Source organism: Mesorhizobium sp. P160927 (assembly GCF_057766385.1).
Map to the genome: position 1 here is coordinate 2,733,324 of NZ_JBYMDW010000001.1, position 19,149 is coordinate 2,752,472.

Sequence of the window (19,149 nt, forward strand, 5' to 3'; positions counted from 1 at the left end):
CGGTCTCAGAGATTGGCAAATACGCTGTTCACGGCATCGGCGGTCTTGGCCACCACGATGTCGGCTTCGTCGCGGGTCAGGCACAGCGGCGGCGCAAAGCCGAGGATGTCGCCCTGCGGCATGGCGCGGCCGATGACGCCGCTCGCGGCAAGGGCCGTGGCAATTTGCGGTCCGATCTTCAGCGAAGCATCGAAGAAGACGCGGTCGTCGCGGTCTTTGACGAATTCCACCGCCGCCAGCATGCCGTCGCCACGCACCTCGCCGACATGTTTGTGACCTCCAACGGCCTTGGCCAGTTCGGCACGGAAATAAGCGCCGGTCTCGCCGGCATTCCGCACCAGGTCCATCTCATCGATCAGTTCAAGATTGGCGACGCCGGCGGCAACGCAGATCGGATGCGCCGAATAGGTCCAGCCATGGCCGAGCGAGCCGAGCTTGTCGGAGCCTTGCACCAGCACCTGCCACATCTTGTCGGCGACGATGACGCCCGACAGCGGCGCATAGGCCGAGGTCAGGCCCTTGGCGATGGTGATCAGGTCGGGCTTGATGCCATAATGGTCGGAGCCGAACATGGTGCCCAGTCGGCCGAAGCCGGTCACCACCTCGTCGGCGACCAGGAGCACGTCGTACTTCTTCAGCACCGCCTGGATCTTTTCCCAGTAGCCTGCGGGGGGCGGCACGATGCCGCCGGTGCCGAGAATCGGCTCGCCGATGAAGGCGGCCACGGTTTCAGGTCCTTCGGCGAGGATCATCTCCTCGAGCTTGTCGGCGCAATGCCGCGAGAACTGCTCCTCGCTCATCGAGCGGTCGGCGCGACGGAAATAGTAGGGCGCCTCGGTGTGCAGGATCGGCGCGCGCGGCAGGTCGAAGGCATTGTGAAACAGGTCCAGCCCGGTCAGCGAGCCCGTCATCACACCCGAGCCGTGATAGCCGCGCCAGCGTGAGATGATCTTCTTCTTCTCCGGCCGCCCCAGCACATTGTTATAGTACCAGATCAGCTTGATGTTGGTTTCGTTGGCATCTGAACCGGAGAGGCCGAAATAGACCCTCGACATGCCCTTCGGCGCGCGGTCGATGATCATCTTGGCGAGCGTGATCGAGGCCTCGGTGCCGTGCCCGACATAGGCGTGGTAATAGGCGAGGTTCTTCGCCTGGGTCGCGATGGCATCTGATATCTTCTGGCGGCCATAGCCAACATTGACGCAATAGAGGCCGGCGAACGCATCGATGCTCTTCCTGCCATTGTTGTCCCAGACGGTGACGCCTTCACCGCCGGCCATGATCCGCGTCGGCGATTCTCCGCGTGCGTGGGTGCCCATATGCGTTGAGGGATGAAAGAAATGGTCGCGATCCCATGCGGCGAGTTCGTTGGATTGGTCGAGCATTTTTTAACTCCTTGAAAGAGATCCGGGTGCGAGCCTACGCCACATCGAGGCAGAGGTATTTGAGGTCGGTGAAAGCTTCCAGCCCGTGGCGCGAACCTTCGCGGCCGATGCCGGACTGCTTGACGCCACCGAACGGGATCGGCGCGCCGGTGATCTTCACACGGTTGATGGCGACCATGCCGTAGTCGAGCGCGCGGCCCATGCGCTGCTGGCGCGCGCCGTTCTCGGTCACCAGATAGGCGACCAGGCCATATTCGGTCGCATTGGCGCGTGCGATGACTTCGTCCTCGCTGTCGAAAGGCGTGACGGCGGCGACCGGACCAAAGGTCTCTTCGCGCATGATCAGCGCGTCCTCGGCGACATCGGCCAGCAGCGTCGGCTGGTAGAAGAGCGGTCCGGCCTGATGGCGCTTTCCGCCGGCGAGGCAACGCGCGCCGAGGGCCACGGCGTCGGCGACCTGTTCCTCGACCTTCTTGACGGCGCGCTCATGCATCAGCGGCCCGATGTCGACGTCATCGAGGCCATTGCCGGCCCGCAGCGCCTCGATGCGCTTGGCGAAAGCGGCGCAGAAGCGGTCATAGAGCGGACGCTGGACATAAATGCGGTTGGCCGCAAGGCAGTCCTGGCCTGATGTGGCGAATTTAGCGTCGATGGCGATGGTCACCGCTTTGTCGAGATCTGCATCGGCAAAGACGATCAGCGGCGCGTGACCACCAAGCTCCATCACCAGCCGCTTCATCGTCGGCGCACTTTGGGCGGCGATCAGCCGGCCGATCTCGGTGGAGCCGGTAAAACTCAGGGCGCGCACGCGCGCATCTTCGCAAATGCGTCCAACGATCGTCGCGGCCTTGCCGGTGACGATGTTGAAAACGCCTGCCGGCAGTCCGGCGCGTTCGCCGAGTTCGGCCAGCGCCAGCGCCGAAAGTGGCGTCTCAGAAGACGGATGCGCAACGATGGTGCAGCCGGCGGCAAGCGCGGCGGCTGCCTTGCGGGTCAGCATCGCCGAAGGAAAATTCCACGGCGTGACCACGCCGACGACGCCGATTGGTTCGCGCCGCACCATCATTTCCGCGTTCGGCAGATGGCTGGTGACGTTCTCAGCGTTCAGGCGTTTTGCTTCCTCGGCATACCACTCCACGAAAGAGGCGGCATAGTCGATTTCGCCGAGCGACTCCTTGAGCGGCTTGCCCTGCTCGAGCGTCATCAGCAGAGCGAGGTCGTTTTTCGCTGCGATGATCAGCTCGAACCATTTTCGCAGGATTTTCGAGCGCTCCTGCGGCAGCAGCGCCCGCCAGCCCGGAAAGGCGCGCGTCGCGGCGTCGATGGCTTTTGCCGTCTGGCCGGCATCGAGCGCTGCGACGAAGGCCACCGTGGTGCCGGTCGCCGGATCGGTGACCTCGAAACTCTCGGCTGCCTCGCTTGCCGTCCAATGGCCGTCGACATAGGCAAGCTCGCGCAGCAGCCGGCGGTCGGCCAGCCGGTCGAGCGCTTCGTGGCGATGCGAGCGGGCGAAATGCGCGGACATGGTCGAAGCCTCCCGGTTCGGTTTGATGCGGGGAGACTACCTATTACCGGCAGACAAAGAGGCTGTTTGGACGCTTGGCCGTAGAGAGAGTCTCTCTATTGCGACGAGGGGGTAGTCGATCTCTCCGGCCTACGTCGACGCCGGCAGCAGGTCCGCTATCGGCAGCGCGATATCATCCTTCACCGTCTTGATGACGATGTAGGTGAAGTAGCGGTCGATGCCGATCTCGCGATCGAGCAAGCCGTCGACCAGCCGCTGATAGGCGTCGATGTCGCGCGCCATCACCTTCAGCACATAGTCGACGCCGCCGCCCACCGACCAGCAGGCGACGATTTCGGGAACATCGCGGACGGCGCGCTCGAATCGGTCGAAATCGGCCTGGCGGTGACTGGCCAGCGTCACCTCCATCAGCACGGTGGCGACTGGCGCCACAACGCGCATGGCGATCCGGGCATGATAGCCCGAGACAATCCCGGCCTTTTCCAGCTTGCGCAGCCGCATCCAGCACGGCGTTGGCGACAGCCCGACCTGCTCGGCCAACGCCAACTTGGTGATGCGTCCATCACGCTGAATCGCGTCGAGGATTTTGAGGTCGATCGCGTCGAGTTTCGCGGCAGTCATCGGTATCCACTTTTTAGTACAGACTACCATGATTACCCATTATTTCGATTGTCAATTGCACTGATTTCGATCTCTAATAAGTCATGACATTGTGGCAACCCGATCCCGCGCTCATCCGGCGGCCTGCCTATCAATCGTTGGCCGACCAGTTCGCGCGCGCTATCCACGACGGCCGCCTCGCCAACGGCGCGCGGCTGCCAACCCATCGCCGCTTGGCCGACGACCTCAAGCTTTCAGTGCAGACGGTAAGCCGTGCCTATGAGGAACTGATCCGGCGCGGCTTGATTTCGGGCGAGATCGGCCGCGGCAGCTTTGTGCAGACGCAGCGCCGCGAACCGGAGCCGCCTTATCTGCCGGAGCGCCTGGGCGAAGTCATCGACCTGTCGATCCTGAAGCCGGTCTGCGAGCCGATGCACCTGGAACGGATGAAGCAGGCGCTGGGCTGGCTCGCCGAAAACCTGCCGTCGAGTTCGGCACTGTCGTTCCGGCCAAACATGGTGTTCCCGCGCCACCGTGCCGTGGCTGTCGAATGGCTGAAGCTGTGCGGGCTGGACGCCTCCGCGCAGAACATCAGCCTCACCAATGGCGCCACCGCCGGCATGACGGTGGCGCTGATGAGCGTGGCGCCGCCCGGCTCCACCGTTGCCACCGAGGCGATCGGCCATCACACGCTGGTGCCGCTGGCGCGCTATCTCGGTTTCAACCTTCAAGGCCTGCCGATCGACGGCAATGGCCTGATCCCGGAGGCGCTGGACGAAGCCTGCCGGCAGTCCGACATCCGCGCCGTCTTCGTGCAGCCTTCCGTCATAAATCCCACGGCAACGCTCATGGATGCGGTGCGCCGCGAGCAGATCGCGGCGGTGGCGCGCAAGCACGACATCGCCATCATCGAGAACGACGTGCTGGGTCCGTTGGTCGAGGATCGGCCGCCGCCGGTCGCCGCTTTCGCGCCCGAACGGACGCTTTACGTCACCTCCTTCACCAAGATCACCGTGCCCGGCTTGCGCATCGGCTATCTCGCCGCGCCCGATCGCTACGTTGCCGCCGTCGCCAACCGGCATCTCGTCTCGAACTGGATGGCGACACCGCTGGTGGCCGAGATCGCCACCAAATGGGTGACCGACGGCACCGCGATGGAGCTGGTGCGGTGGCAGCGCGCGGCGTTGCGGCGGCGGCAGGACATCGCTGGCGAGGTGCTGGCCGGCGTCGACTACCGTGCCCGTCGCGACGGGTTGCATATCTGGCTGCAACTGCCGGCCGACCGTTCCGAGGAAAGCTTTGTCGCCCAGGCCCGGCTGCAAGGCGTGGCCATTGCACCGGGCACCTCCTTCCGTATTTCGGACACCCCCTGGCATCCGGCGGTGCGCATCTCGCTGGGTTCGACCACCGAGGGGGAACTGCGCGCAGGTCTCGGCGTTGTCACCAAGCTCTTGCTTGGCGATCCGGAGCATCTGCTGCTTGCAATCTGAGCATGCCGCTCAACTACACCAAGGCATCCTAAGACAAAGGCATGTCTAAAAAGCGGGCTGTGACTGACCGGAAATGTGCGCAATCAGAATAATTGTCATGATATTATTTTCTCAATTGACATGATTTGACGCGTTCCGCATCGTTAGGGGCACCAGGCTTCTCCAGCACGGGGAAATTCATTTGTCCGCAACCGCGCCCATCATCAAAGTCGACAGCATCTCGAAGAGCTTTGGCAGCTTCAAGGTTTTGGACGGCCTGTCGATGCAGGTCATGCCGCGTGAGAAGCTGGCGCTGATCGGCCCCTCCGGCTCGGGCAAGACGACGATCCTGCGTATCCTGATGACGCTGGAGCGCATCGACGGCGGTCACATCCAGATCGACGGCGAGCAACTCTACCACATGGAGCGCAACGGTCAGCTGCTGCCGGCCGACGAGCGCCATCTGGCGCGGATGCGCCAGAAGACCGGCATGGTCTTCCAGCTGTTCAACCTGTTTCCGCACAAGAGCGTCATCGACAATGTGACCCTGGCGCCGATGCTGACCAAGGGCACCCCGCGCGCCGCCGCGCAGAAGCGGGCGATGGAACTGCTCGAGATGGTCGGCATGGCCGACAAGGCGAAGGCGATGCCGGCGCAACTGTCAGGCGGTCAGAAGCAGCGCGTGGCGATCGCCCGTGCGCTCGCTTTGCAGCCGAAGATCATGCTGTTCGACGAGGTGACGTCGGCGCTCGACCCGGAACTGGTCGAGGAGGTGCTCAACGTTTTGTGGCGGCTCTGCGCCGAGACCGACATGACCATGCTGCTGGTCACCCATGAGATGGGTTTCGCCCACGACTTCGCCGACCGGGTGCTGTTCTTCGACCGCGGCAGAATAGTCGAGGAAGGCAAACCCGACGAGATTTTCCGCAATCCCAAGCAGGAGCGCACGCAAGGGTTCCTGAAGAAGATCATCGCGGCCGGACACCGTGTCTGACCGCATGCCAAAGGCCGCAATGCCGTCCCCATGGGCGGTTGAGCCGTCCTAAGATCACGCAAACCAAGACAAGAACAAGGAGTTGGGAACAATGAAGAAACTGGGCACTCTGGCCGGCGTTGCCGGTTTCGCGCTTTCGGCGGTTCTGGCCGCCTCGATCCCGGGTTCGGCCGACGACAGCAAGCTCGAACAGCTGAAGTCGCAAGGCTTCGCACGCTTGGCGATCGCCAATGAGCCGCCCTATACGGCTGTCGCCGCCGACGGCAAGGTTTCGGGTGCCGCGCCCGACGTCGCGCGCGAGATATTCAAGCGACTGGGCGTCGCCGATGTCGCTGCCTCGATCTCGGAATATGGCGCCATGATTCCCGGCCTGCAAGCCGGCCGCTTCGACGTCGTCACCGCGGGCCTGTTCATGAAGCCGGAGCGTTGCGCTGCGGTTGCCTATTCCGAGCCGGTTCTATGCGACGCCGAGGCGATGCTGGTGAAGAAGGGCAATCCGAAAGGCTTCAAGAGCTACGAGGATGTCGCCAAGGACACGTCCGCCACCATCGGCGCGCCGGGCGGCGGCACCGAGGAGAAGCTTGCGCTCAATGCCGGCGTGCCACGCGAACGCGTCATCGTCGTGCCGGACGGCCAGAGCGGCCTGAAGATGGTGCAGGACGGCCGCATCGACGCCTATTCGCTGCCTGTGCTTTCGATCAACGACCTGATGAAGAAGGCCGCCGATCCGAACCTCGAAGTCATCGCCCCGGTGCAGGGCGCGCCGGTCTATTGTGACGGCGCCGCCTTCAAGAAGGGCGACGAGGCGTTGCGTGACGCCTTCGACGTCGAACTCGCCAAGATGAAGAAGTCAGGTGAGTTCGCAAAGATCATCGAGCCCTACGGCTTCTCGGCGGCGGCGGCTATGTCGACCACGCGCGACAAGCTCTGCGCTGCGAAATAGGGGCTCTCTTTTCCTTCTCCCCGTTCACGGGGGTGAGGCGTGGTCCGCTCAGCGGACGAAAAGCCAATTGCTTGGCTTTTTCGAATAACGAACGCCCGAAGCGACAGCGAAGGGCTGTCGTCATGGCACTAGGAGGGGCTGCGCCGAGAATTGGCTCCGCCCCTCGTCCGCCTGGCGATCAATGTAGGGAAACTTCTAATCCATGACCCAGTGGTCCGGCTATTTCGGCCTGATATTGCAGGGAGCGCTTGTCACCATCGAGCTGACGCTGATGGGGTCGGTGCTCGCCCTGATCATGGCCTTTCTCGCCGGCATGGGGCGCCTGTCGCGCTTCTTCGTGCTACGGGCCCTGGCCACGGCCTATATCGAGTTTTTCCGCGGCACCTCGATCTTCGTGCAGCTGTTCTTCGCCTATTTCGTGTTGCCGCTGGTGGGCTTCGAACTGACTCCACTGCAGGCCGGTGTGTTGGCGCTGGGCTTGAATGTGGGCGCCTATGCAGCCGAGGTGGTGCGCGGCGCCGTGCAGTCGATCGGCCGCGAACAGCATGAGGCCTGCATCGCGCTCAATCTCGGCCGTTGGCAAGGCATGCGCCACGTCATCCTGCCGCAGGCGTTTCTGGTGATGCTGCCGACCTTCGGCAACAATGCCATCGAGCTGCTCAAGGCGACATCGGTGGTCTCGCTGATCTCGCTCGCCGACCTGACGTTCCAGGCGCAGGTGGTGCGTGCCCAGACCGGCAACACCATGGTGCCGTTCACCACCATTCTCATCCTCTATTTCATCCTGGCGCTGCTCATCTCATGGGGTGTCCGCTCGCTGGAACGCCGCATGGCCCGCGGCCTCGACGGAGTGCGCGTCTGATGGCCAGAGCATTCCTGATGAATTGGGTCCGCTGATGGATTGGGACTGGGACTTTGTCCGGCAGATCCTGCCGACGCTGATCCAGGGGGTGAAGATCACCATCCTGGCGACGCTGCTCGGCTCGGTGCTGGCCGCGATCGTCGGTCTGGGCATCGCGCTGGCGCGCCGCTCGCCCAACAAGGCGCTGTCGCGCACCGTCGGTTGGGTGGCCGAATTCATCCGCGGCACACCGCTCCTGGTGCAGCTCTATTTCATCTTCTACGTCTTGCCCGACATCGGCATTCTATTGCCGCCCCTGGTCGCTGGCGTCATCGGACTTGGCCTGCACTACGGCACCTACACCGCGGAGGTCTACCGCGCCGGCATCGACAATGTGCCGCGTGGTCAGTGGGAGGCCGCCAAGGCGTGCAACCTCAGCGCGCGGCAGACCTGGTCCCACATCATCATCCCGCAGGCTATTCCGCCGATGATCCCGGCGCTGGCCAACTACTTCATCGCCATGTTCAAGGAGACGCCGCTGCTCTCGGCGATCACAGTGCTGGAACTGATGAACCAGGCGAAAAGCGTCGCCAACACCTACTATCGCTACCTTGAGCCGATCACGCTGGTCGGCGCCTTCTTCCTCGCCATCAGCCTGATTTCGGTCGTGCTGCTGCGCTGGCTGGAACGCCGCTACGGCAAGATCGAAAGATAAAAGATGAAGCCCTTGTCCGAGATCAAGCTTGTGCCCGGCCGGCCAGCGCTCGATGAGCGTCCGCTGGAGCGGCGTGTCGGGCTGATCATCCTGGCCACCGACCACACGACCGAGCCGGATTTTCGCCGCATGGTGGCGAGCGAACGCATCGGCGTCTATGTCGCGCGCATTCCCTACGCCAACCCGACGACGCCTGAGAACCTGCGCAAGATGCAGCCGGCGCTGACGGCGGGCGCTGCCTTGATCCTGCCAGACGAGCCGCTCGACGCCATCTGCTACTCCTGCACGTCGGCCTCGGTGGTGATTGGCGATGCCGAGATCGAGACGGCGATCCAGGCCGCCAAACCCGGTATACCCGTTGTCACTCCTCCGATGGCTGGCATGCGCGGGCTGAACGCCTTCGGCGTGCGCCGGATCAGCATCCTCACGCCCTATACCGTCGAAACCTCCAGGCCGATGGCGACCTATTTCGCCGAACGTGGCTTCGAAGTCCTAAGCTTCACCTGTCTCGGCTTCGAGGACGACCGCGAGATGGCGCGCATTTCCCCGGCAGCCCTCGTCGATCTCGCGCGTCAGGCGACGCATCCGCAAGCCGACGCGCTGTTCGTGTCGTGCACGGCGCTGCGCGGCGCGCTCGCGGTCACCGGCATGGAACAGGCGATCGGCCGCCCGGTGGTAACTAGCAACCAGGCGACCGCCTGGAACTGTCTGCGCCTTTCCGGTGATGAAACAGCCCATCCCGAATTCGGCCGTCTGATGACGCTGCCCTTGCCGGGCGGTTGACGACCATGGCGACCGTGACCCTTGGCGATATCCGTGCCGCGCGCGAGCGAATTGCCGGCAAGATCGAGCGCACCTCGATCGTGCTTTCTGCAAGTCTCTCCGAAGGGCTGGGCGTTCCGGTTCAACTCAAGCTCGAGCACCGCCAGACCACCGGCAGCTTCAAGCTGCGCGGCGCTTCCAACGCCGTCGCTTCGCTTGATGCCGAGGAGAAGGCGCGCGGCGTCGTCGCGGCATCGACCGGCAATCATGGCCGTGCGCTTGCGCATGCGGCAAAGCTCGAGGGCATGCGTGCTGTGATCTGCATGTCTCGACTGGTACCCAAGAACAAGCTGGACGAAATCCGCCGCCTCGGCGCGGAAATCCGTATCGTCGGCAACAGCCAGGACGATGCCCAGCAGGAGGTCGAGCGGCTGGTGACGGAGGAGGGGCTTGTCATGCTGCCACCCTTCGATCATCCGGCCATCATTGCCGGTCAAGGCACGCTCGGGCTGGAGGTGATGGAGCAGGTCCCGGATGCCGCTCTGGTGCTGGTGCAACTGTCCGGAGGTGGGTTGGCCTCGGGTGTGGCGGCCGCCGTCAAGGGCATCCGTCCCGGAACAAGAGTCGTCGGCGTGTCGATGGCGCGCGGGGCGGCAATGAAGGCCAGCCTCGATGCGGGCCGCCCCGTGCTGGTCGAGGAACTGCCGACGCTGGCGGATTCGCTCGGCGGCGGCATCGGCCTCGACACCCGGCTGACTTTCGCCATGTGCCGTAACCTGCTCGACGATGTCGTCCTGCTCAGCGAGGACGAAATCGCTGCCGGCATTCGCCACGCCTATGAACAGGAACGCGAGATCGTCGAGGGGGCCGGTGCGGTAGGCATCGCGGCGCTGCTCGCCGGCAAGGTCAAGGCGGAGGGGCCGGTAGTGGTTGTGCTTTCCGGCCGCAACATCGACATGCAACTGCACAGGAAAATCGTCTGCGGGGAAATGCCAGCGATTTCGGAGCGCGCCGCATGAGCAGGATGACCATCCTCACCGAAGCTCAACTGCGCACAATCGTGACGCTCGATCTCGACGCCGTCGCCTGCATCGAGAACGCTTTTCGCGCGCTCGCCACGCTGCCGGTGGCGATGCCGCCGATCCTGCGGCTCGATATCCCGCAGCATCGCGGCGAGGTTGATGTCAAGACCGCCTATGTGCCTGGTATCGATGGCTTCGCCATCAAGATCAGCCCCGGCTTCTTCGACAATCCCAAACTTGGCCTGCCCAGCGTCAACGGGATGATGGTGCTGCTGTCGTCGAAGACAGGGTTGGTCGAGGCCTTGCTGCTCGACAACGGCTATCTCACCGATGTTCGCACCGCTGCTGCGGGAGCCGTCGCGGCCAAGCATCTGTCGCGGCCGGACTCGTCGGTCGCCTCGATCTTCGGCGCCGGCGTCCAGGCCGGGCTGCAACTGCAAGCGCTGATGCTGGTGCGGCCGATCACGCAGGCCCGCATCTGGGCGCGCGATGGCGCCAAGGCCGAAGTGACCGCGGTCGCCTTACGCGAAAGGCTTGGCATCGACGTACGCGCCGAGACTGACGCAGCCGACGCTGTTGCCGGTGCCGACATCATCGTCACGACCACACCGTCGACCGAACCGCTGATCAAGGCAGGGTTTGTCTCGGCCGGCCAGCACATCACCGCCATGGGTTCGGACGCCGAGCACAAGAACGAGATAGCGCCGGCGATACTACGCATGGCCGATCTCTATGTCGCCGATAGCGCGAGACAGACGCGGCGCCTGGGCGAATTGCACCATGCCATCGCGGCGGGCGTGATGGCTGGAGACGTGGAGGTGACCGAGCTCGGCCAGATCATCGCCGGCGCGAGGCACGGCCGGCGCTCGGCCGGCGACATTACCATTGCCGATCTGACCGGCACGGGCGTGCAGGATACAGCGATCGCCACGCTCGCCCGCGACCGTGCACTGGCCGCGAAAGCCGGAACGATCTTCGAAAGCTGACGCCGGCCGCGGGAGCATGATCCGGAAAATGGCAACCGGTTTTCCCCGCAGATCATGCTCAATCAACAAAATTCCTTGGAGCCAGATTCAACGGAGTTGAAACGGGCTCCAGCCCCAACAAACGAGGACCAACAAAATGCAGCCGAACCTGAAATTCTCGCGAAGCGAATATGCGGAACGCCTCGCCAAGACGCGGAAAGCCATGGAGGCAAAAGGCGTCGATCTTTTGATCGTCAGCGATCCCTCCAACATGGCCTGGCTGACCGGCTATGACGGCTGGTCCTTCTACGTCCACCAGGCGGTCATCGTGCCGCCATCGGGCGAGCCGGTCTGGTATGGCCGTGGACAGGACGCCAACGGCGCCAAGCGCACCGCCTACCTCGCCGATGGCAACATCGTCGGCTATGCCGACCACTATGTGCAGTCGACCGAGCGCCACCCGATGGATTTCCTGTCGAGTGTGCTGACCGATCGCGGCTGGGGCAAGCTCACCGTCGGCGTCGAGATGGACAATTACTGGTTCTCCGCCGCCGCCTTCGCCTCGCTGCAGAAGCATCTGCCCAACGCCCGCTTTGTCGATGCCACCGCGCTGGTCAACTGGCAGCGCGCGGTGAAGAGCCCAACCGAGATCGACTACATGCGCAAGGCCGCTCGCATCGTCGAGGCGATGCACCAGCGCATCGTCGACAAGATCGAAGTTGGCATGCGCAAGAACGATCTCGTCGCCGAGATCTACGATGCCGGTACGCGCGGCGTCGACGGCATTGGCGGTGACTACCCCGCGATCGTGCCCCTGCTGCCCTCGGGCGCCGACGCCTCCGCGCCGCACCTGACCTGGGACGATAAACCGATGAAGTCGGGCGAGGGCACTTTCTTCGAGATCGCCGGCTGCTACAACAGGTACCATTGCCCATTGTCGCGCACCGTCTTCCTCGGCAAGCCGACGCAGGAATTCCTCGATGCCGAGAACGCAACGCTGGAAGGCATGGAAGCCGGCCTTGCCGCCGCAAAGCCGGGTAACGCCTGCGAGGACATCGCCAATGCCTTCTTCGCCGTGTTGAAGAAATACGGGATCGTCAAGGACAACCGCACCGGCTATTCGATCGGGCTTTCCTATCCGCCGGACTGGGGCGAGCGCACGATGAGCCTGCGCCCCGGCGATCGCACCGAACTCAAGCCCGGCATGACCTTCCATTTCATGACCGGCCTGTGGCTGGAGACGATGGGGCTGGAGATCACCGAATCCATCCTGATCACCGAAACCGGTGTGGAGTGCCTGGCCAATGTGCCGCGCAAGCTGGTGGTGAAGGATTGAGCCCGATGTCAAGTCTTCGCCCGTCGCCGGTCGCGCCGACCGTCGATTTCGATCGTGACGGCGTCCAGCATGGTTTCCTGCGCTTGCCCTACAGCCGTGACGATTCGGCCTGGGGCTCGGTGATGATCCCGATCTGTGTCATCCGCAACGGCACAGGGCCGGCGGCGCTGCTGACCGGCGGCAATCATGGCGACGAGTATGAAGGGCCGCTGGCGCTATACGAGCTCGCCCGCACGCTCGATCCCAGCCAGGTCAGCGGCACCGTGATCATCGTGCCGGCGATGAACTATCCCGCTTTTCGAGCCGGCACGCGCACCTCGCCGATCGACAAGGGCAACATGAACCGCAGCTTTCCCGGTCGGCCCGACGGCACGGTGACGCAGAAGATCGCGGATTATTTCCAGCGCGAACTGCTCCCCCGCGCCGACATCGTCTTCGACTTCCATTCCGGTGGCAGGACGCTCGACTTCGTGCCGTTCTGCGCCGCACACACCTTGCCCGACAAGGCGCTGGAACAGAAAGCCTTCGATGCGGTGGCGGCATTCTCGGCACCATTCTCGATGCGCATGATCGAGATCGACTCGGTCGGCATGTACGACACGACGGCCGAGGAAATGGGCAAGGTCTTCGTCAGCACGGAACTGGGCGGCGGCGGCACCTCGCGGGCGCAAACCGTGCGGATCGCACGGCGCGGCATCCTCAATGTTCTGCGTCATGCCGGCATTGTCGATGGTGCGGTCGAGACGGGCAGAACACAGTGGCTCGACATGCCGTCGGGCGATTGCTTCTCCTTCGCCGAGGACGACGGCATGATCGAAACCATGGTCGATCTCGGCGAACCTGTCGAAGAAGGCGCGGTGCTGGCCCGCATCCATTCCACCGGCCGCACCGGCGTTGCGCCGCGGGAAATCCGGGCCAAAATGTCGGGGATGCTGGCGGCGCGGCATTTTCCAGGCTTGGTCAAGGCTGGCGACTGCGCCGCTGTGGTCGCCGTGAAGGTCGATTGACTAATATGATTTCCTGCCCGGGACCATGCCGGGCGGGCCCACTCTTCTGCTCGAGATCAAACCGTTCTCGCACACGGGATACTTATATCCTCGATGGTTTTCCATTAGGCCGAGGCTCACCGATACAGGAGCTTCGATTGCGCGGATTCACGGAAGGCCTGATCGAGAAACCGCATGCTGTGGCGGAACAGGTCGCCAATGTCCTGCGAGAGGCCATTGCCAGCCTGGATCTCTGAGGGACGGCACCACATTGCGCCAGGATGACCCGGCCGGGCAGTTTGGTTTCAGCCGCATGCCCATCCGGGACGCGCTTCGCCAATTGTAGGTGGAAGGCATTCTTTCCATTTATCCCACGAAGGTCGCGCATGCTGCTGGGATGGACGGCGCCGAAATCGCCGAAATCTACGCGGTCCGCGAACTGCTTGAATGCGAGGCCCTCCGGCGGTCTGTTCCCGCACTGTCCAGTGGCAAGCTTAAAGAGGCCGAGCAGGCGCTGCCGGTGTCGATTTTCTCGCTGACCGATCGCGGCGACATCTTTGCCGGGGCGGCACTCACCAAGATCCTGGTGGCGGCAATGCTGGTCCTGCTGCTCGGTCTGGAGCGCATCACCAAGCGCGCTACCGGCGCATGGCGGACATTGCGTCAGGCCGGCTGGCGTTCGACGATGTAGATGTGGTCGGCCGCCAGCACCACCTCGCCGCGCTGGTTGATCACTTCGCAGCGCTCGATCACGCGTCCGGAACCCGGTCGCTTGGGGTCGTCCTCCTTGGCCGCGATGGTTGTGCGTGTGCGGATCGTGTCGCCTATGAACACGGGCTTGATAAACCGCAGCCGGTCGTAGCCATAGGAAAAAGCGACGGGATTGATGACCGTTGCCGTCAGCCCGATGCCGACCGAGAACACCAGCGTGCCATGCGCGATGCGCTGGCCGAACGGTGTTGTCTTCATGAACTCGGCGTCCATGTGGTGCGGGAAGAAATCGCCGGTGTGACCGGCATGGACGATGAAGTCGGTCTCGGTAATCGTGCGGCCGCTGGTCAGCCGCGTCGAGCCGATCTCGTAGTCCTCGAAATACTTGATCTGTTCCATCAGGGCCTTTCCGCGATCGGCGTCGCCGGCGCCGCACTCGAACGATAGGCGGCTTCCACCAGCGCCATTGTGTTCCATGCGTCCTCGACCGAACTGATCAGTTCGGCGTCTTCGCCGGATGCAAAGCGCTGGACATTTGCCATGCGCCCGACAAAGGCGTCGGGAAACCACTCGCCGGTCAAGGGCACCGCGATCCAGTCCGACCCGCCTTTCGGATAGATTTCCAGAATGTCCGCCTCGCCCCGGGGATAATCGAGATTGAGACCGAGCTTGAGATAGGCGGCGCCCTCGGTGCCGCAGATGCGGAACTCGCAGGCCTGATGCCGGCGCCCGAACTTGTGGTCGTGGTTGATCGACAGGGCGCACCGCACCGTGTCGCCATAGTCGAGAATGGCGCTGGTGCGCGTCTGCGCCACGGAATGACTGGGATGGCCGAGCGTCTTGGCATGCACGCCCTTGGGGTCGCCGAGCAACTGCCGGATCAGGTCGAGATAGTGGATCGAGTGCATGGCGATCTCGACACGCGGCGCCTTGAGCAGGAATTCCCACAACTGCCAAGGCGTCGCCAGCGCCAGCCAGGCATCGAAGTCGACGACCTCGCCGAGCCAGCCCTTGGCGATGGCGTCCTTCAGCGCCAGCATCATCGGCGCGAAACGGAGCTGGAAATTCACCGCCGCCTTGAGCTTCTTGGCGCGGCAGATTCCGAGGATTTCGCTTGCCTCGCCGAGATAGTTGCCCATTGGCTTCTGGATCAGGGCGACCGCATCGTCGGGCAGAGCCTTCAGGATATCGGCGTGCCGCCCCGGTGGCGTTGCCAGATCGAAGATCGCGTCCTTAATTCCAGCGGCTTCTTCCATCGAGCGGAACGCCGTCACGTCCCATTTATCGGCCAGGGCCTGCGCCTTGGCCTGGTGCGGATCGTAAAGACCGGCGATCGGAAACCCCGCTTTTCGGTAGGCGGGGAAATGCGCGTCGCCGACAATCGACCCTGCACCGAAAGTGACGATCGGTCGGGGTTGTGAGGGTTTGGCCCAGGCCTGGACGAGTGAGGCAGGGTCGAAACCGGCATCAGTCATGGTGGAAGACCTCGTCCATCGAAGCCCACCATTCACCCTCTTTGCGGGTCGCCAGCGGCTCCTGGCAAGGTATGCAGACGGCCCACCATTCCTGCGTCCTCGGATCGGCCGCCATCTTGGCCATGTCAGCCTCGTAGTCGGCGCCGTGGTATTCGAAGGTGCTGAACAGCAGGTTTTCCGGCCGCTTCAGGTAAATGGAATAGTTCTTGATGTTGCATGCCGAAATCATGGTCAGCACGTCAGGCCAGACGGCGGCATGGAGACGAACATAGTCCTCGACCTTCTCCGGCTTCAGCCCGAGTACAAATCCCATCCGCTGCATATCAGCTCCTTATGTCGTGATCGCCGTGGTGAATTCGGCGATGCTCATGGCCTTGACCGCGTCCCAGTCCCAATCGATGCCGATACCGGGCTCGTCGGGCGCCAGCGCATGCCCATCCTCGATGCGCATGCGCTTGCCGGTCAATTGGTCGAGTTGCGGAATGTACTCGACATACCTGCCGTTCTGAACAGCGCAGGTCAGGCTGACATGCAATTCCATCAGGAAATGCGGGCAGACCGGAATGTCGAAGGCCTCCGCCGCATGGGCGATCTTGAGCCAGGGCGTGATGCCGCCGATGCGGCCGACATCGACCTGCACGATCGAGCAGGCCCCTTTCTGCATGTATTCGCGAAAGTGCCTGACGGAATAGAGCGACTCGCCGATGGCGATCGGCGTCGGCGTCGAATTCGACAGCCTGACATGCCCGTCCATGTCGTCGGCCGGCAGCGGCTCCTCGATCCAGGCGAGATCGAGTTCTCGAAGCCTCGCCGCACGCCGGATCGCCTCGTCGACGGAGAAACCCTGATTGGCGTCAGTCATGATCTCGTAGCCGTCGCCCACTGCCTTGCGCACCGCCGAGAGCCGCGCGAGGTCCTCAGAGCCATGCGGCCTGCCGATCTTCACCTTCGAGCCGCGAAACCCCTTGGCCTTGGCGGCCACCGCATCGTCGACCAGCGCCTGCGTCTCGATGTGCAGCCAGCCGCCTTCGGTCGTGTAGAGCGGGCAGCGGTCCTTGGCGCCGCCGGCGAGCTTCCATAGCGGCAGGTTCTGTTTCTTCGCCCTGAGGTCCCAGAGCGCAGTGTCGATCGCCGCGATGGCGATTGCCGTGATGGCGCCGATAGTGGTGGCGTGGGAGGCGAATTCGAGATCGTGCCAGATCGCCTCGATCATATCAGGATCCCGGCTGATCAGGCGCGGTGCCAGATGGTCGGACAGGAGCCGCATCACCGACGAGCCGCCGGTGCCGATCGTGTAGCTGTAACCGGTTCCGACCGCGCCGTCGGAATCGGTGATGGTGACGATTGGCGTCTCTTGGCTGACGAAGCTCTGGATCGCGTCGGTGCGCTTGACCTTGGGCACAAGGTCGACCATGCGCAATTCTATCTTTTCGATCTTGGCCATGTCGGTCAGCTCCGCAATGTCTTTCCGGTCTCAGCGGCAAACAGATGTGCCTGCGACAGGTCGAGGCTCATGGCGACGCGCTCGCCTGGCTTCAGCGACCTGGGGTTCAGCATGCGAGACACCCAGTCACTACCGTTGAACTCGACGAACACCAACGTCTCGTTGCCGAGCGGTTCGGTGACGGTGATCGGCAGTTCGATCTGATGCACGTCGGCCGCGCCGCCGGAACTGATACCATGGCCGGTCGGATAGATGTCGTCTGGCCGCAGCCCGAACGCGACCTTGTCGCCGACAGCGACATTGGCCTTGAACTGACCGGGCAGGGGCAGCTTGGCGCCGCTGGCGAAAACCAGCTGGCCGTCGTCGACCGTCGCCTCGTGCAAATTCATCGGCGGTGAGCCGATGAAGCCGGCAACGAAGCGCGTCGCCGGCCGGCGGAACACTTCATCTGGGGTGCCAACCTGTTCGATATGGCCGTCGCGCATGATGACGATACGGTCGGCAAGCGTCATCGCCTCGACCTGATCGTGGGTGACGTAGATCACCGTCGATTGCACCTTGGCATGCAGCTTCTTGATCTCGGTGCGCATCTGCGTGCGCAACTTGGCATCGAGGTTGGAGAGCGGCTCGTCGAACAGGAAGACATCGGGGTCGCGCACGATGGCACGACCCATGGCGACGCGTTGGCGCTGGCCGCCGGACAGTTGCGATGGCCGACGGTCGAGCAAAGCATCCAGCCCGAGGATGGCCGAGGCCTCGGCGACGCGGCGATCCATGTCGTCCTTGGCGGCGCCGGCGATCTTCAAGGAGAAGCCAAGATTTTCGCGCACGGTCATATGCGGGTAGAGCGCGTAGGACTGGAACACCATCGAGATGTTGCGCGAACGCGGCGGCAAATCGTTGACGACGCGCCCGCCAATCTCGATCGAACCGGCGCTGATCTCTTCCAGCCCGGCGATCATGCGCAGGGTTGTCGACTTGCCGCAGCCGGAAGGGCCGACCAGCGCGATGAATTCGCGGTCGGTGATATCGAGGTCGATGCCATGCACGATCTCCATATTGCCGTAGCGCTTGGTCAGCTCTTTGAGGGAAACCGTTGCCATGAGATCAGCCTTTCACCGCGCCGGAGGTCAGGCCGCCGACAAGGTGCTTCTGGACGATGAAAGTGAGGGTGAGCGCCGGAATGATCATCACCACGGCGAGCGCGCACATGCCGCGCCAGTCGATGGTGAACTCGGCCGTGTAGTCGAGCAGGCCGACCGGCAGCGTCTTGGCGCTGACCGAGCGGGTCAGTTGGGAGGCCAGCGCGAACTCGTTCCAACAAGTCAGGAAGGCGAAGATCGCGGCCGATGCGATACCTGGTCCGGCGAGCGGGAACTCGACCTGCCAAAAGGCCTGCCAGCGCGTGCAGCCGTCGATTTGTGCCGCCTCCGCGAGATCCTTCGGCACTTGGCGGAAGAAGCCGTCGATCAGCCAGATGGTGAACGGCACGTTGAGCGCGACATAGGCGAGGATGAGCCCGAAATGCGTGTCGATTATGCCGAGCCGCACATAGAGGAAGAACAGTGGCAGCGACAGCGCGATGCCAGGCACCGTGCGCGTCAGCATCAGGCCGAGGAAGACGCTCGACTTGCCGCGAAAACGGTAGCGCGCGAAGGCATAGCCGCCCGCCATGCCGATGGCGACCGCGATAACCGTCGAAGTCACAGAGATGATCAGCGAATTGCGGAAATATTCGATGACAGGGATGCCGCCCTTGCCGATGCCTGAGAACATCGCGACATAGGCGTCGAACGAAATGTCCTGCGGGATCCACACCGGCGGCTTGGCCATGATCTCGACGGTCGGCCGCAGCGACGATAGCACGATCCACAGGCCCGGCAGGCAGATGGTCAGCATCGCCAGGAGCAGGCCGATGCGATAGACGATATCAAGCAGCCTGCGCTTTAGGCGGGCGGAAGAATTCTCGTCCATCT

The 19,149-nt window shown here is 63.4% G+C and carries 20 protein-coding genes; 11 read left to right on the forward strand and 9 right to left on the reverse strand.

The features are described 5' to 3' along the window. Positions 1-5 precede the first annotated feature (5 nt). From AC3CB8_RS13175 to AC3CB8_RS13185, 3 genes are all read right to left on the reverse strand, one after another. Positions 6-1,385: an aspartate aminotransferase family protein gene (locus AC3CB8_RS13175; RefSeq protein WP_023771212.1), complete on the reverse strand. Its 1,380-nt coding sequence runs from the start codon at positions 1,383-1,385 to the stop codon at positions 6-8. Positions 1,386-1,419: 34 nt separating this feature from the next. After that, on the reverse strand, positions 1,420-2,910 hold the full coding sequence (locus tag AC3CB8_RS13180; RefSeq protein WP_023771211.1) for an NAD-dependent succinate-semialdehyde dehydrogenase: 1,491 nt from the start codon (positions 2,908-2,910) through the stop codon (positions 1,420-1,422). Between the two features lie 129 nt (positions 2,911-3,039). Continuing rightward, positions 3,040-3,531, reverse strand: coding sequence for an Lrp/AsnC family transcriptional regulator (locus AC3CB8_RS13185; RefSeq protein ID WP_023782343.1), 492 nt, complete (start codon positions 3,529-3,531; stop codon positions 3,040-3,042). A gap of 83 nt (positions 3,532-3,614) precedes the next feature. On the opposite strand from AC3CB8_RS13185, the gene ehuR reads away from it, so the two are divergent. The 11 genes from ehuR (at position 3,615) to AC3CB8_RS13240 (ending at position 14,234) form a co-directional block, all read left to right on the forward strand. Next, positions 3,615-5,000, forward strand: coding sequence for a MocR-like ectoine utilization transcription factor EhuR (gene ehuR / locus AC3CB8_RS13190; protein ID WP_023782342.1), 1,386 nt, complete (start codon positions 3,615-3,617; stop codon positions 4,998-5,000). A gap of 181 nt (positions 5,001-5,181) precedes the next feature. Then, the gene (ehuA, locus tag AC3CB8_RS13195) at positions 5,182-5,973 is read left to right on the forward strand and encodes an ectoine/hydroxyectoine ABC transporter ATP-binding protein EhuA (RefSeq protein ID WP_023782341.1); all 792 of its coding nucleotides are present in this window, start codon (positions 5,182-5,184) and stop codon (positions 5,971-5,973) included. Between the two features lie 91 nt (positions 5,974-6,064). Next, the gene (gene ehuB / locus AC3CB8_RS13200) at positions 6,065-6,916 is read left to right on the forward strand and encodes an ectoine/hydroxyectoine ABC transporter substrate-binding protein EhuB (RefSeq protein ID WP_352562937.1); all 852 of its coding nucleotides are present in this window, start codon (positions 6,065-6,067) and stop codon (positions 6,914-6,916) included. Positions 6,917-7,118: 202 nt separating this feature from the next. Next, the gene (ehuC, locus tag AC3CB8_RS13205) at positions 7,119-7,778 is read left to right on the forward strand and encodes an ectoine/hydroxyectoine ABC transporter permease subunit EhuC (protein ID WP_352550275.1); all 660 of its coding nucleotides are present in this window, start codon (positions 7,119-7,121) and stop codon (positions 7,776-7,778) included. Between the two features lie 34 nt (positions 7,779-7,812). Then, the gene (gene ehuD / locus AC3CB8_RS13210; RefSeq protein WP_015319077.1) at positions 7,813-8,472 is read left to right on the forward strand and encodes an ectoine/hydroxyectoine ABC transporter permease subunit EhuD; all 660 of its coding nucleotides are present in this window, start codon (positions 7,813-7,815) and stop codon (positions 8,470-8,472) included. A 3-nt stretch (positions 8,473-8,475) separates the two neighbouring features. After that, the gene (eutA, locus tag AC3CB8_RS13215; RefSeq protein ID WP_352562938.1) at positions 8,476-9,255 is read left to right on the forward strand and encodes an ectoine utilization protein EutA; all 780 of its coding nucleotides are present in this window, start codon (positions 8,476-8,478) and stop codon (positions 9,253-9,255) included. Between the two features lie 5 nt (positions 9,256-9,260). Beyond that, positions 9,261-10,253, forward strand: a complete 993-nt coding sequence (gene eutB / locus AC3CB8_RS13220; protein WP_352595149.1) for a hydroxyectoine utilization dehydratase EutB — start codon at positions 9,261-9,263, stop codon at positions 10,251-10,253. Beyond that, positions 10,250-11,242 (forward strand): ectoine utilization protein EutC, encoded by a 993-nt coding sequence (eutC, locus tag AC3CB8_RS13225; protein ID WP_352550273.1) that lies wholly within the window; start codon positions 10,250-10,252, stop codon positions 11,240-11,242. The genes eutB and eutC overlap by 4 nt, the downstream gene beginning before the upstream one ends. A gap of 136 nt (positions 11,243-11,378) precedes the next feature. Continuing rightward, entirely contained in the window at positions 11,379-12,557 is a 1,179-nt protein-coding gene (gene doeA, locus AC3CB8_RS13230) for an ectoine hydrolase DoeA (protein WP_352550272.1), read from the forward strand. 5 nt (positions 12,558-12,562) lie between these two features. Continuing rightward, on the forward strand, positions 12,563-13,564 hold the full coding sequence (doeB, locus tag AC3CB8_RS13235; RefSeq protein ID WP_352562940.1) for a N(2)-acetyl-L-2,4-diaminobutanoate deacetylase DoeB: 1,002 nt from the start codon (positions 12,563-12,565) through the stop codon (positions 13,562-13,564). Positions 13,565-13,940: 376 nt separating this feature from the next. Further along, a complete protein-coding gene (locus tag AC3CB8_RS13240) occupies positions 13,941-14,234 on the forward strand; it encodes a hypothetical protein (protein ID WP_352562941.1) in 294 nt (97 codons plus the stop codon). Here AC3CB8_RS13240 and AC3CB8_RS13245 read toward each other — a convergent pair. From AC3CB8_RS13245 to AC3CB8_RS13270, 6 genes are read right to left on the reverse strand one after another with little or no spacing between them, the layout of a single operon-like run. Next, positions 14,207-14,656: a MaoC/PaaZ C-terminal domain-containing protein gene (locus tag AC3CB8_RS13245; RefSeq protein ID WP_031240523.1), complete on the reverse strand. Its 450-nt coding sequence runs from the start codon at positions 14,654-14,656 to the stop codon at positions 14,207-14,209. The genes AC3CB8_RS13240 and AC3CB8_RS13245 overlap by 28 nt on opposite strands. Then, complete coding sequence (locus tag AC3CB8_RS13250; protein WP_023794673.1) at positions 14,653-15,729, reverse strand: Gfo/Idh/MocA family protein; 1,077 nt, start codon at positions 15,727-15,729, stop codon at positions 14,653-14,655. Before AC3CB8_RS13250 ends, AC3CB8_RS13245 begins: the two co-directional genes overlap by 4 nt. Next, a complete protein-coding gene (locus tag AC3CB8_RS13255) occupies positions 15,722-16,051 on the reverse strand; it encodes an L-rhamnose mutarotase (RefSeq protein WP_023782331.1) in 330 nt (109 codons plus the stop codon). The genes AC3CB8_RS13250 and AC3CB8_RS13255 overlap by 8 nt, the downstream gene beginning before the upstream one ends. A 9-nt stretch (positions 16,052-16,060) precedes the next feature. Beyond that, positions 16,061-17,173, reverse strand: coding sequence for a mandelate racemase/muconate lactonizing enzyme family protein (locus AC3CB8_RS13260; RefSeq protein WP_023771198.1), 1,113 nt, complete (start codon positions 17,171-17,173; stop codon positions 16,061-16,063). A gap of 5 nt (positions 17,174-17,178) precedes the next feature. Further along, a complete protein-coding gene (locus AC3CB8_RS13265; RefSeq protein ID WP_023771197.1) occupies positions 17,179-18,276 on the reverse strand; it encodes an ABC transporter ATP-binding protein in 1,098 nt (365 codons plus the stop codon). A gap of 4 nt (positions 18,277-18,280) precedes the next feature. Further along, positions 18,281-19,147: a carbohydrate ABC transporter permease gene (locus AC3CB8_RS13270; RefSeq protein WP_023782328.1), complete on the reverse strand. Its 867-nt coding sequence runs from the start codon at positions 19,145-19,147 to the stop codon at positions 18,281-18,283. Positions 19,148-19,149 lie beyond the last annotated feature (2 nt).